Below are 12,927 nucleotides of genomic sequence, written 5' to 3' on the forward strand. Positions count from 1 at the left end.
GCAGTACTCGGAAACGCCGGGTAGACGTCGCCAAACTCCGGTCGCGGTTGCCGAAACTTCGGGGGCGGCCGCCGAAACTCCAGACCCGCTTGCCGCAAATCCGGGCGGCAGCGCAACCGCTGGTGGTCTTGCTCCGGGACAACTCGGGTTATCTGTGTGCCGCGGGCGGAAGCATCATCACGTTCACCCTGCTGTTCAAGCCGTGGCTCGCCACCGGCGGACCGGATGGCACGATCTGGAGCAACGCCTTCGGCCAGACCCACATCACCACCACGCTCGTGGGGCTCTGGTCGAAGAATCCGCCCGCGCACTCCAATCTCAGCGGCACATGGGCCATTTTCGCCACCATCGCGATATTCCTCACGGTGCTCGCGGCGTTGGCCAATCTCTGGTCCCGCACCGAGGCACTCGCGCGTTTGACGACCGGTTCGGCGGTGGCGGTGGCGCTTTTCATCGCCTTCACGCTGGTCTATCTCAACAGCAAGGGGCCGGAGTTGCGCTCCATGATCGGCTCCGGTCCGCCCACCGACCTCGGCACGCAGGTCGGCTACGTGATCCGATGGGCTTCAGGCAACGGGCAATATCCGCTGCCAGGGCTGCGAAAGGTCGAGTTCGAGACCGCGAAACTCACCGGTACCGCGCTGTTCGCCGGTGCGACGGCGATGTTCTCGGCCGTGGCGGCCATCGCCCAATGGGTTCGGATGATGAAGTCACGCCGCGGCACCGGCTGAGCCGCCGACTACGTCACGACGAAGACTCCCTTTCCGGGAACGTGGGGAGCGTCCGTCGCGATCAGGACTTCCACGCGGCCCAGACCGGAGGGAATGGGCACCGGTATCCATGAGCCTGCCACGTTCTCCTCGGCCGGTGTGCTGTCGTCGACCCGGATCGGTGGCAGGGTGCCGTACACGCCTGTGTCGGAATTTCGCCAGGAAACCGTGACTTCCACGCCGCAGGAGCCGCCGGGCCGGTCGGGCGCGAAGACGAACTCGGGGCGGATCCACAGCGTGGGCAGACCGGAGTAGTTGCGGTCGGGGTCGTAGTAGGCGGCGATCATGCCGATGCCCGCGCCGCCACCGTCGCAGAGCGTTCGTGCCGGGGGGACGCCGAGCGGAAGCGCGGATACCACCGGGGCGGTCACACCGAGTGTGCCGATGGCCAGAGCTATGACCGCTACACCATGCCGGACATCCACCGCTGCTCCCTTCGTCGGACTCGAACTGTCTGCCTGCTGTGTCGACATGAGTTCGCTGAGTGTTAACGGGAGCGTACGAAGGGTGCGGTGGGCGGCGGCGATTCGGCGTCGGCGCGCCAGAAATTCACGATGAGCGACAGCGTTTTTCGCGGGCGCCATCGGTTTGGTAACGCATTAGCAAACTGAATGGAGCCGTCGCCGCGAAGCGGACAGGATCGCCGACCGCGCTTCGGGAAACGCCGCTCCTGGACCGGGCGCCGTTGACCGGTCCAGGAGAACGTTCTCCGGGGTCAGCCGGCGGCTGCGGAGCGCAGGTGGGCGCGCTCGGCGATGGCGGCCAATTCCGCGTTGAAGCGGTCGGCGGCTTCGATATTGCCCAGATGTCCGGTGGGCCAGACGTGGTAGGCGGCCAAATGACCGGCTTCCGCGAGCGCGTCGGCGATGCGGCGCGACATGCGCTCGGGCAGCAAACGGTCGTGGGCGCCCGCGATCACCGTGGTGGGCACGGTGAGGGAGGCGGCCGCTTCGGCGAGATCCATGTCGGCGAGTGCGGCGGCGTGCCTGCCTCGGGTGAGCGGTCGGCACGAGCGCACGATGCCGAGCGCGAACTCGACCTGGTCCGCGGTTGCGTGCGGGTTCATCACGCGCGCCTTGAGCAGCGCGCTCGTCGGCCAGCCGCCCGGCAGCGGGACGGGGGCGGTGAGCAGCGTCTCGGCCACGATCATGGGCATCCGTACCGTGGCGCCGAACACCGTGATCGGGCGGTCCGCCAAGGTCAACGGCTTGTTCAGCAGCGGAAGCAGATCGGTGTCGTAGCGGATGTTGCCCGACGTACTGTTCAACAGGACGGCGGCCGCGGCCTGCTTGCGGACCTGCTCCGGATAGCGAGCGGCCCACGCCTGCACGGTGATACCGCCCATGCTGTGGCCGACGAGCACGGCCCGCTGTCCTGGGCGCAGCGTGGCGTTCAGCACGGCCGACAAATCGTCGGCCAGCGACTCCTTGCTGGGGACGGACTTGCCGAGTTCGCTCGCGCCGTGCCCGCGCTGGTCGTAGCAGACCACGCGGTACCGGTCGGCGAACGCGTTGATCTGCGGGTTCCAGTACTCGATGCTGCAACTCCAGCCGTGGATCAGGACGATGACATCGCCCTTGGCCGGACCGTACGCGTGTACTCGCAAGCGAGCGCCGTCTTGGGTGGTGACCGGAATGACCGCGTGGCGAGCGGTCGGCGCGTTCAACGACGCGGTACGGAAGGTGCGGGACCGCAGTCCGGCACGGTAATCGGCGGTGAGCGCACCGTTATGCGCGTCCGCCAGCGTCCTCATCGACTTCACCAGCATCAGGCACTCCTTTGTGTCCACCGTCACCGTACAGTGCAAGCAGCGGTGCTTGCTAGTGTTAGCGCTGTACGACGGTATTCCTGGTCTATATCGGGGAGTACCCCCGGATTCGGTACGGCAAAAGATCATTTCGAAAGAAAAAGTCAGACGCGCTTCGTTTGGGCTGTCGGACCGCGATGCCACGATCGGGGCGCTGCCGTGGCGGCGCGCCTCATCGCCCGGTTACGGTTGACTCGTGGACATCGCGCACCCTGCATCCGGGCCCGTGACGGACCCGGGAACCGAGCCGAAGACCGGGTGGCGCGGGGCGGCGCTTCCGCTGCTGGTGGCGGGTGTCGGCGTGGGCGTCGGCGTATTGCTGCACCTGCGCGATCCGCACGTCGAGGGTTCCTACGGCACCTGTCCGGTGTACGCGCTGACCGGCTTTTACTGCCCCGGCTGCGGCGGGATGCGCGCCGTGCACAACCTCACCGACGGGCATGTCATCGATGCTCTGCACAGCAACTTGCTCGCGCTTCCGCTGGTTCTCGCGTTCGCGGTGTGGGTGCTGGACTGGACGGTTCAGGGGTGGCGCGGCCGGAAGATGCGGTTGCCGTCGATCAGCCGGACGACCATGTGGACGTTCTTCGCGTTGCTGGCGATCTACACGGTGGTACGCAATACGCCGTGGGGAACCCTGTTCACACCGGTGTAACACGCGAATGTACGGGCAGCCCCAAGGTATGAGAGATTCGCTGAAGACCAGGGTGCAGCAGAAACTGCTGCGCCAGCTCATCGAGGACCCCCGGGACACCGAGCACGACGACCCCCGGCAGATCGCCGTGGAGACCGATCTGGACGCGCTGGCCAACGTGCCGGAGGACGATCCGCTGGTCGAGGAACTCGCCGCGCGTTATCTGGTGTTCTGATCAGGCCGTCGATGCGCCGCCGTAGGGGGGCAGCTGCGGTAGTCGCTCGGCGAGCAGCCAGCTGTCCCACAGTGGGCGTAGCGACACCAGGCTGTAGTGCCCGGCCAGGTCGGTGAATTCCTCGGTGGTCACCGACGAGTGGCGGTAGCGAATGGTCCATTCCCGGAGCAGGTCGAAGAAGGTCGAGTCGCCGAGTTCCAGGCGCAAAGCGTGCAGGGTGAGCGCACCCCGCTTGTAGACGCGGTCATCGAACATCCGCTGCGGTCCCGGATCGCCGATGACGATGTCCTGGGGCTCGCGGGCCAGGTTGTGCCGTGCGGCGCGGGCCAGCTGATCGGCGGTCGGCCCGCCCGCGGCCTCCGACCAGATCCATTCCGCGTAGCAGGCGAAGCCTTCGTGCAGCCAGATGTCCCGCCACTGCCGGATGGTCAGGCTGTTGCCGAACCACTGGTGGGCCAGCTCGTGCGCGACCAGTCGTTCCGCGCCGCGGCGGCCGTCGCAGTGATTGGCGCCGAAGATGGAGATGCCCTGCGCCTCGATCGGGATCTCCAGTTCGTCGTCGGTGACGACGACGGTGTAGTCCGCGAAAGGGTAGGGGCCGAACTTCTCGCTGAAGACCTCGAGCATCCTCGGCTGACGAGCGAAGTCGTGGTCGAAGTTGGCGCGCAGCCGCGCAGGCAGGATCGCCTGCATCGGCACCGCGTGCGAAGAACCGATGCGGTGCTTGCGGTAGTGACCGATCTGGATGGTGGCCAGGTAGCTCGACATCGGCTCGGCCTGCTCGTACACCCATGTGGTCTGACTGGACTTGGTCTGCTTGCGCAGCAAGGTGCCGTTGGCCACCGCGTAGTAGGGCGAATCGGTGGTGATCGAGATCCGGTAGCTGGCCTTGGAACTCGGGTGGTCGTCACACGGGAACCAGGACGCCGCGCCATTGGGCTGGCTGGCCACGATCGCGCCTTCGGTGAGTTCTTCCCACCCGACCTCGCCCCACGGCCCGCGCACCGGTTTCGGGGTGCCGCCGTACTGCACCACCAGCGCGAGCGCGCCGCCCGCCGGAATCCGCTGTTGCGGCGTGACGACCAACTTGCCGTGCTGATGGGCGAATTTCGCGGCCTTGATCCCGTTGACGGACACCTTCGACACGCTCAGCGCTTGGCCGAGATCGAGTGCGAACCGAGTGCGCGCCTCGGTGGTCACGGCGGTGATCTCGGCGCGCCCGGTGAGCCGGTTGGCGGACACCCGATAGGCCAGTTCCAGCTCGTACCGGGAAACGCGATACCCCCGGTTGCCGTTCTGCGGGAGGTACTCGTCGATGGGGGCTTCGTAGAACTTGCCCGCCATCAGCGTGCCCCGGGATCGCCCGTGAACCAGGGCGCGATCGGGTTGCCCCACCAGCGCGTCGAGGCGGGCACCGCGTCGCCGCGCATGACCAGGGAAGCCGGGCCGATGGTCGCGCCGTCGCCGAGCGTCGAGGCGGGCAGTGCCACGCAGTGCGGACCGAGGGTGGCGCCCGCGCCGAGGGTGACGGTGTCCATGGCCATGATCCGGTCGTGGAACAGGTGGGTCTGCACCACACATCCGCGTTCCACGGTCGCGCCGTCGCCGAGAGTCACCAGGTCCGCCTCCGGTAGCCAGTAGGACTCGCACCATACCCCGCGCCCGATGCCTGCGCCGAGACCGCGAAGCCAGAGGTTCAGGACGGGCGTCCCGGTCGCCGCGCGCGCGAACCATGGTGCGGCAACCGTTTCCACGAACGTGTCGGAAACCTCGTTGCGCCAGACGAACGAACTCCACAGCGGATGCTCCTCGGCGCGGATCCGCCCCACCAGCAACCACTTGGCGGCCACCGAGGTCGCCCCCGCGACGCCACCCGCCGCCAGCAGCACCAGTCCGCTGAGCAGCCCGGCGGTCAGGTGGCCGAAGGTTTGCGCGAGCCACGCGAGGGTGCACAGCACGCCGAGACCGATCGCGAAGGTCACCAGAACCGGGATCAAGCGGCACGTCTCGACGATGCCGCGGGCGACGCGCAGGCGGGCGGGCGGATCGAAGGTGCGCGCCGTGTCGGCGTTCTCCGTGGCGCGGCGCAGCCGGACCGGTGGGCTGCCCAGCCAGGACGAGCCGGGTTTCGCTTTGGACGGCGCCGCCGACAGCACCGCGACCAGCCCGTTCTTCGGGACCCGTCGCCCGGGGGCGGTCATGCCGGAGTTGCCGAGGAAGGCGCGCTTGCCGACCTTGGCCGCACCGATGTGCAGCCAGCCGCCGCCGAGTTCGTAACCGGCGATCATGGTGTCGTCGGCCAGGAACGCCCCGTCGGCGACGGTGGTGAACTTCGGCAGCAGCAGCACCGTGGAGGCCTCGACGCTCTTGCCCACCTTCGCGCCGAGCAAGCGCAGCCACAGCGGGGTGAGCAGGCTGGCATACAGCGGGAACAGGAAAGTGCGTGCGGAATCCAGCAGGCGCTCGGTGGCCCATGCCTGCCAGCCGACCCGGCTGCGCACCGGGTGATAGCCCTCGGTCAGGCCGATGCTCAGCAGCCGGACCGCGACGATGGTCGCCGCGGCGTAGACGCCCAGGCTGAGCAGGGTCGCGAAGGGAAGCACGGCGAATGCGCGCGCGACGCCGCCCGCGAGCGTGCGGGTGTCGCGAACGAACCAGGCGAGGAACGCGCCACCGGCGCCGATGCCGAGAATCGGCATGGCGGCCAGCGCCATCGATGTGACACCGAAGACGCCGACCCAGCGGCGGGCTCGAGCCGGCGTGTGCGCGGGCCAGCGGTGCTGGGCCTTGCCCACCTTCACCGCGGGCGAACCGGCCCACTCCTGTTCCGCCTTCACCTTGCCCGCCACCGCGGAGCCGGGCGCCACCTCGGCGTTCCTGCCGATCTTCGTGCCGGGCAACAAGATCGAGCGCGAGCCGACCACCGCGCCGGGGCCGACGGTGATCGGGCCGAGATGCACCACGTCGCCGTCGATCCAGTAGCCGGACAGGTCGACCTCCGGCTCCACGCTGCAACCGTCGCCAAGTTCGAGCATCCCCGTCACCGGCGGGAGGCTGTGCAGGTCGACCCCCTTGCCGATCTTCGCGCCGAGCGCGCGGGCGAACGGCACCATCCAGGGGGCGCCGGACAGATTCTCCGCGCCGCTGGCCTCGGACAGGCGCACGGCCGCCCACAACCGCAGATGCACCGAGCCCCCGCGCGGATAGCGCCCCGGCCGGACGCCGCGCAGCAGCAGCCGCGCGCCCGCCACGCAGATCGTCATCCGGCCGAGCGGCGAGATGAACAGCAGGAACGCGACCAGCGTCCACCACCAGGACAGCTGTGGCAGCCATGGCAGCGACCCGGACCAGGCCGCGATGTTGCCGACGATCGCCAGCCAGCTGAGCCACTGCAGGCCGGTGAGGGTGGTGAGCGGGATGGTGGCGAGTACCTGCGCGGCTTGCGCGAGCGGTGGCGTCGGCCGCACCGTCCGGTCGGCGACGGCCACGGTGGGCGTGGTCTGCTCCAGCAGCTCGGCGAGCGCGCCCAGGCGGGGATGGTCGTAGACGTCCGCGACGGCGATCTGCGGATACCGTTCGCGCAAGGCGGTGACCAGCTGGGCCGCCGCGAGTGAACCGCCGCCCAGGTCGAAGAAGTCCGCGTCGAGATCGCCGACCTCCGCGCCGAGGATGGCGTCCCAGAGTCCGGCGATCCACAGGGCCGTGCCGGTCAGGTCGTTGTCGTCGTCGTCCTCGGCGGCGTTGGGCAGCGGCCAGGGCAGCGCGTCGCGGTCGACCTTGCCGGAGGTGCGGGTGGGCAGTTCGTCGACCACCGCGAGCCGGGGCACCAGCGGCGCGGGCAACTGTCCGGCGAGGACCGCGCGCGCGGCCTTGGCATCGAAATCCGGTCCGGGTCCGGTCAGATAGCCGACCAGTAGCTTGTTGCCCGCTTTTGTGGTGCGGATGGCCGTCGCGGCGCCGGTGACTCCGGGCAGGCGTTGCAGAGCGTTATCGATCTCGCCGAGTTCGATGCGCCGCCCGCCCAGCTTGATCTGATCGTCGGCGCGGCCGAGGAAGACCAGACCGGCGCTGTCGTTGCGCACCAGGTCGCCGCTGCGATACGCGCGCTCCCAGCCGACGGAGGCCAGCGGCGCGTACTTCTCGGCGTCCTTGGCCGGGTCGAGGTAGCGGGCCAGCCCGACGCCGCCGATCACCAGTTCGCCGGATTCCCCCTCGGCCACCGGGTTACCCGCCGCATCGACGACGACCAGATCCCAGCCGTTGAGCGGCAATCCGATTCGGATCGGCCACTGGCCGTCCAACCGCGCGGCGCAGGCGACGACCGTGGCTTCGGTGGGGCCGTAGGTGTTCCACACCTCGCGCGCCACATCACCGTTTCCGGCGAGACGCTCGGCGAGTTCCGGCGGGACGGCCTCGCCGCCGAAGATGAGCAGGCGCACCGCCTCCAGCGCCTCGACCGGCCAGGTCGCCGCCAGGGTCGGGACGGTCGAGACCACGGTGATCCGCCGCCGCACCAGCCAGGGACCGAGATCGGCGCCGGTGCGCACCAGCTCACGCGGAGCGGGCACCAAGCAGGCGCCGTTGCGCCAGGCCAGCCACATCTCCTCGCAGGACGCGTCGAAGGCGACCGACAATCCGGCGAGTACACGGTCACTCGGGCCGATCGGGGCGTCCTGAAGGAACAGGTCGGCTTCAGCGTCGACGAAGGCGGCCGCGTTGCGGTGGGTGACGGCAACGCCTTTCGGGGTGCCGGTGGACCCCGAGGTGAAGATGATCCAGGCGTCGTCGCGGGGAGTCGGCAGCGTCGACCAGTTTTCCTCGCGCTGCTCTTCCGCCGCGCGGATGCCCGCGGCGGTGGTCTCGATGCCCGCCGCGGTCACGATCGCGGTGACCTGCGCCTCGCCGAAGACCAGTTGGGCGCGCTCGTCCGGGTCGTCCGCGTCGACCGGCACGTAGGCCGCGCCGGAGTACAGGACGGCGAGGATGGTCACGTAGAGCTCACGGGTGCCCGAGGGTATGCGTACGCCGACCCGGTCGCCCGGTCGCACACCAGCGGTGGCGAGACGGGCCATGGTCTTCTCGATCTCGACGACCAGCTCCAGGTAGGAGAGCACTACTCGGCCGTCATCGATGGCAGGGGCGTCGGGGTGGGCGAGCGCCGTCGCGGTCAGGATGTCGACCAGTGTCCTGGCCTCCGGCGCGCGGTCACCGCGCGACAACGGGCCCGCGGGCGCGTCGACGTCTATCTCGAGCATGGTGCTCTGCGCACCTCCCATCGACTCGCCTCACACTTTCCCGTTGTTGTGTCATAGCTGGGTTACCAAAGGGCAAACGCCACGATGGCCAGTTGTCCACGGTACCCGGGGTTGTCGTCGTTCGTTGTTCACCCGAGCGGGCGCCGGATCGGCGGGCGCCGTGCGCGTTGTTGCAGGTGGGATCGATATTCGCCGCCGCGACAGGGCAATCGCTGGTCGGTCCGTCGACCCTCGGGTTCGCCGGGAGATCGCTCGTGTGCGGGTGTGATTCCGCTCATCGAAGCGGTGCGGACCTCGGGATGGGCGCGTGCGGCGTCGAGGCTCGTGGCGCCTGCGACCGGTCCGCCGCCTCGGAGCGCGGTCGAAGGCGTCAGTTGCCGAGGGGCGCGTGGGATCCCGAGGCAGCGGCTCGCGTGCTGTGGTCGGGATGCTTGTAAAGGCTCACGCCTGGTGGTTATCTCCACGCGGTGCTCCTGGGGACTCGGGGTCGAACGTGGTTGACAGCGCCGGGGCGCTTCTGCCACCCTCGGGTCAGGTCATGAGTGCCAGCGCGAAGCCCCGGCTTGCTGGCCGGCAACCCTCCTCCGCGGTGGGGTGCTCCGGGTGACGACCCGGCCGCCGCCCGACCGGGCGCGGCAAGCGCGGACTCGACGAATCATGCGATTGCGGGTCCCTGAGCCGACGGGATTCACGTGATGACTACCACTGTCGACAACACCTGTGCCGCTCTCGCCCGGGTCTCCGGCGACGAATTGCTCGTTCCGCTGGTGCAAGGCGGAACGGCCACCTACGCCAACTTCGACTACGCGGCGAGCGCGCCGGCGTTGACGCAGGTCACCGACCGGGTGCAGCAGTTGCTGCCGTACTACGCGAGCGTGCATCGCGGCGCGGGCTACGCCTCCCGGATCTCCACCGAGTGCTACGAGGCCGCCCGCGGGTCGGTCTCCCGGTTCCTCGACGCCGCCGACGATCAAGTGGTGGTATTCACCCGCAACACCACCGACTCGCTGAACCTGCTCGCGTCCTGCGTGCCCGGCGACACCGTGGTGCTCGACATCGAGCACCACGCCAACTTCCTGCCCTGGACCAGGCAGGGCAGGCGGGTCGTGCAGGCCGCCGACACGGTGGAGGAGACCATCGGCAGGCTGGTCGCCGAACTGTGCAGTAGGCCCGCCGCACTGCTCGCGGTGACCGGTGCGTCGAATGTGACCGGCGAGGTGCTTCCGCTGGAGCGGCTGGCCACCGTCGCGCACCAGTGCGGCGCCCGAATCCTGGTCGACGCGGCCCAGCTGGCTCCGCATCGTCGAATCAGCCTGCGCGCCAGCGGAATCGACTATCTGGCGTTCTCCGGCCACAAGCTGTACGCGCCGTTCGGCTCGGGTGTGCTGGTGGGCAGACGGGATTGGCTCGACGCGGCGCGGCCCTACCTCGCGGGCGGGGGCGCGGTGCGTGAGGTGAGTACCGACGCGGCCGAGTGGGCGCCCGCTCCGCAGCGGCACGAAGCCGGGTCGCCGAACGTGCTCGGCGCCGCCGCGCTGGCCGCCGCCTGTGACGCGCTCTGTGCCATCGACGCCGAAACCCTTGCCGCGCACGAACATCGACTCGCCGACCGTCTCCGCGACGGCTTGGCCGAGATTCCTGGCGTTCGGCTGTTGCGCATTTGGACCGACAGCCCCGACTCCGTCGGCATCGTCGCGTTCACCCTGGACGATTTCGCCCCCGGCCAGGTCGCCGCCTTTCTTTCCGCCGAACACGGTATCGGCGTCCGCGACGGACGCTTCTGCGCCCACCCGCTGCTCACCCGCCTCGGCTTGGACGGCGCCCTGCGCGCGAGCATCGGCCTCGGCACCACCTCCGCCGACGTGGACCGCCTGATCGATGCGATCGCCACCCTCGTGGCGACGGGCCCCACCTGGAACTACGCCGCCGAGAACGGCGTATGGAACCCCACCCCGGAAACGCGCCCCTTCACCTCCACCGCCCCCACCGGCGCGGCTCCCTGCCTAGTCGGCTGAAACGACGCTTGTTCCTCGATCTCGTCGAAAAGGGTACTAAGGCTCCCAGCCGATATAGCATTGATGCTATGGGTTGGGGTATTGTGGAGTTGGAACCGGAGGTGCGCGATTGGGTGGAAAGGCTCCCCTCGGTCGCATTCGCCCGGGTGGCGTTCTACATCGATTTGCTCGGGGACAAGGGACCGCTGCTCGGCGAGCCGTATACCCGGCAGCTGGACGGTAAGCTGCGGGAACTGCGGTTCTATTTGGACAGTTTCGCGGTCCGGCTCACCTACTGGATTGCACCTGGTCGTCGGATCGTGATGCTGACCGTATTCGTCAAGACGAGGATGCGGGAGCATGCCGAGGTCGAGCGAGCGCGACGAGCGCTCGACCGCTGCATCGCGGAGCGGCATACGGCCGAGGAGGATGAGATCAATGGCTGAGCGTGGTGATTGGGCGGAAATCAGGAACCGCCGGATGAAGGAACCCGGCGCTGCGGAGGCTTACGAAGCGGCTCGGTTGGCTTATGAACTGGGGCGGACAATTCGGCGGATGCGCGAGGAGCGGGGCTGGAGTCAGACCGGGCTGGCCGATGCCGCAGGTATGACCCAGTCCGCGGTCGCCAGGTTCGAGGCGGGTGGGACGGTGCCCAGCCTTCCTGTGCTGGAGCGGCTGGCCCGTGCGCTCGACGCCGAGTTGGTGGTGCAGGTGCGGCCGAGGGTGGCGTAGCGAACTCGGATCACTCGCCGAGGGCGGTCGGCCGGTAGTAGCGCCCGTTGTAGTACAGCAGCGGCGCGGCGGACGGCTTCTCGTCGGTGTTGTCGTGTACCCGGGTGACCAACCCGACTACGAAGGTGTGGTCGCCGATGGGGATCAGTTGGTGCACGGTGGCGCGCAGCCAGATGGGGGTGCCGTGCAGGACGGGTTCGCCGGTGTCGAGGGCGGTCCACAGCGATCGGTCGGTGAAACGCTCCTCCGCGGTTCGGGAGAACCGGTGGGCCAGGTGCTGCTGGTGTTCGCCGAGGAAATGGATGACGACGGACTCGGCGTCCAGCATGCCGGACAGGCTGGAGGAGGTGTGCGCGATGTTGAACGACACCAGCGGCGGGTCCAGCGACAGCGAGGCGAAGGAAGTCGCGGTGAAGCCGACCGGCCCTTGCGGCGAACGCAGCGTGACGACGGTGACTCCGGCCGGATAGTGGCGCATCGACGCACGATATTGCTCCGCGGTGATGCCGCTCGGATCCGCTTCGGTCACATCACGAAACTACGCCCGGTCTCGTGGCCCATGATCTTGGGACGCTCGCGCCGGTCAGTCCACGTCGATCGGAAGACCCGCGGTGATCCGCAGCAATTCCGGGAACGACGTGCGGAAAATGGTGTTCGGATGCCCGCCCGCCGCCCATACCTCCCGATGGTGCGCCAGCGCGTTGTCGACCCAAGTGGGCAGGTTGGTCGGGTGGCCGACCGGCGCGACGCCGCCGATGGGCTGACCGGTCACCTGGCGCACCATATCGGCGGGGGCGCGGGTCAGCGTCCCTTCCAGACGCGCGCCGGTCTTCTCCAGGTCGACCTGGTGCGCCCCCGAGACCAGCAGCAACACCGGGTCGTCGTCGAGCAGGAACACCAGTGACTTCGTGATCGCGCCCACGTCGACGCCGAGCGCCCGCGCGGCGTCGTCGGCGGTGTGGGTGGGCTCCGGCTGGGCCACGATGAGACCGTGATGGCCCCGGGAGATGAGGGTGTCCGCGACCCGGCAGGCGACCGGTGGCAATGACGACCTGCGCATCCCACCAGGGTAGAGCGATTGCGGTCGGGACGCCGGGGAAGTCACGCGGTCGGCTCAGTATTCCGGATAGCCCTCGGCCGGGCCGAGCATCCCGGCGATCCGCCCACGGGTTATCCGCGCGAGTTCGGTCACGTCTCGCGCCGAGACCGGTTCGTGCGCAATCCCTTCGAAGGCGCGGTCGACGTCCCGCTGGGACAGCGCGAGCAGTTCGACATCGGCCTTGCTCAGCAGCGCGTCCCGATCGGAATAGGGTCGAGCGTCGGCCAGTGTCGCGGCCCACGTGACGTTGCAGCAGCACTCGTACAGCGCGTGCACCGCGCGGCCGCGTGGCATTTCGTTGAAGCGGTCGAGACCGATCCCGCGATGCATCAGCATGACGTCCTCCGAAGCCGGTGAATGAGGTTTGCTGACTTGCTCATGATCCGCTGTTCTGTCCACCG

The 12,927-nt window shown here is 68.8% G+C and carries 13 protein-coding genes and 1 riboswitch; of the genes, 6 read left to right on the top strand and 7 right to left on the bottom strand.

Going from position 1 to position 12,927, the window contains the following annotated elements:
* Positions 1–89 precede the first annotated feature (89 nt).
* On the top strand, positions 90–731 hold the full coding sequence (locus ABZ824_RS13615; protein WP_355079213.1) for a hypothetical protein: 642 nt from the start codon (positions 90–92) through the stop codon (positions 729–731).
* Between the two features lie 8 nt (positions 732–739).
* Here the strand turns inward: ABZ824_RS13615 and ABZ824_RS13620 are convergent, their stop codons facing one another.
* Both ABZ824_RS13620 and ABZ824_RS13625 read right to left on the bottom strand, forming a co-directional pair.
* Complete coding sequence (locus tag ABZ824_RS13620; RefSeq protein WP_356963530.1) at positions 740–1,195, bottom strand: hypothetical protein; 456 nt, start codon at positions 1,193–1,195, stop codon at positions 740–742.
* Positions 1,196–1,485: 290 nt separating this feature from the next.
* Positions 1,486–2,538, bottom strand: a complete 1,053-nt coding sequence (locus ABZ824_RS13625) for an alpha/beta hydrolase (protein WP_356963531.1) — start codon at positions 2,536–2,538, stop codon at positions 1,486–1,488.
* A 235-nt stretch (positions 2,539–2,773) separates the two neighbouring features.
* On the opposite strand from ABZ824_RS13625, the gene ABZ824_RS13630 reads away from it, so the two are divergent.
* Both ABZ824_RS13630 and ABZ824_RS13635 read left to right on the top strand, forming a co-directional pair.
* Positions 2,774–3,232 (top strand): DUF2752 domain-containing protein, encoded by a 459-nt coding sequence (locus tag ABZ824_RS13630; protein ID WP_356963532.1) that lies wholly within the window; start codon positions 2,774–2,776, stop codon positions 3,230–3,232.
* A 28-nt stretch (positions 3,233–3,260) separates the two neighbouring features.
* Entirely contained in the window at positions 3,261–3,446 is a 186-nt protein-coding gene (locus tag ABZ824_RS13635; RefSeq protein WP_355079203.1) for a hypothetical protein, read from the top strand.
* Here the strand turns inward: ABZ824_RS13635 and ABZ824_RS13640 are convergent, their stop codons facing one another.
* On the bottom strand, positions 3,447–4,790 hold the full coding sequence (locus tag ABZ824_RS13640; RefSeq protein WP_356963533.1) for a M1 family metallopeptidase: 1,344 nt from the start codon (positions 4,788–4,790) through the stop codon (positions 3,447–3,449).
* Positions 4,790–8,701 (bottom strand): Pls/PosA family non-ribosomal peptide synthetase, encoded by a 3,912-nt coding sequence (locus ABZ824_RS13645; protein WP_356963881.1) that lies wholly within the window; start codon positions 8,699–8,701, stop codon positions 4,790–4,792. The genes ABZ824_RS13640 and ABZ824_RS13645 overlap by 1 nt, the downstream gene beginning before the upstream one ends.
* 534 nt (positions 8,702–9,235) lie before the next feature.
* Positions 9,236–9,349: riboswitch (SAM riboswitch) on the top strand.
* A 47-nt stretch (positions 9,350–9,396) separates the two neighbouring features.
* Here ABZ824_RS13645 and ABZ824_RS13650 point away from each other — a divergent pair.
* From ABZ824_RS13650 to ABZ824_RS13660, 3 genes are all read left to right on the top strand, one after another.
* Positions 9,397–10,716, top strand: coding sequence for an aminotransferase class V-fold PLP-dependent enzyme (locus tag ABZ824_RS13650; RefSeq protein ID WP_356963534.1), 1,320 nt, complete (start codon positions 9,397–9,399; stop codon positions 10,714–10,716).
* A 68-nt stretch (positions 10,717–10,784) separates the two neighbouring features.
* Entirely contained in the window at positions 10,785–11,141 is a 357-nt protein-coding gene (locus ABZ824_RS13655; protein ID WP_355079195.1) for a type II toxin-antitoxin system RelE/ParE family toxin, read from the top strand.
* A 34-nt stretch (positions 11,142–11,175) separates the two neighbouring features.
* Positions 11,176–11,427, top strand: coding sequence for a helix-turn-helix transcriptional regulator (locus ABZ824_RS13660; RefSeq protein WP_356963535.1), 252 nt, complete (start codon positions 11,176–11,178; stop codon positions 11,425–11,427).
* A 10-nt stretch (positions 11,428–11,437) separates the two neighbouring features.
* Here the strand turns inward: ABZ824_RS13660 and ABZ824_RS13665 are convergent, their stop codons facing one another.
* The 3 genes from ABZ824_RS13665 to ABZ824_RS13675 form a co-directional block, all read right to left on the bottom strand.
* Entirely contained in the window at positions 11,438–11,905 is a 468-nt protein-coding gene (locus tag ABZ824_RS13665; RefSeq protein WP_356963882.1) for a flavin reductase family protein, read from the bottom strand.
* 105 nt (positions 11,906–12,010) lie between these two features.
* Entirely contained in the window at positions 12,011–12,487 is a 477-nt protein-coding gene (locus tag ABZ824_RS13670; RefSeq protein WP_356963536.1) for a YbaK/EbsC family protein, read from the bottom strand.
* 54 nt (positions 12,488–12,541) lie between these two features.
* A complete protein-coding gene (locus ABZ824_RS13675; protein ID WP_355079187.1) occupies positions 12,542–12,862 on the bottom strand; it encodes a 2-oxo-4-hydroxy-4-carboxy-5-ureidoimidazoline decarboxylase in 321 nt (106 codons plus the stop codon).
* Positions 12,863–12,927: the final 65 nt, after the last annotated feature.

Source organism: Nocardia sp. NPDC047038 (assembly GCF_040644075.1).
Taxonomy (GTDB): Bacteria; Actinomycetota; Actinomycetes; order Mycobacteriales; family Mycobacteriaceae; genus Nocardia; species Nocardia sichangensis.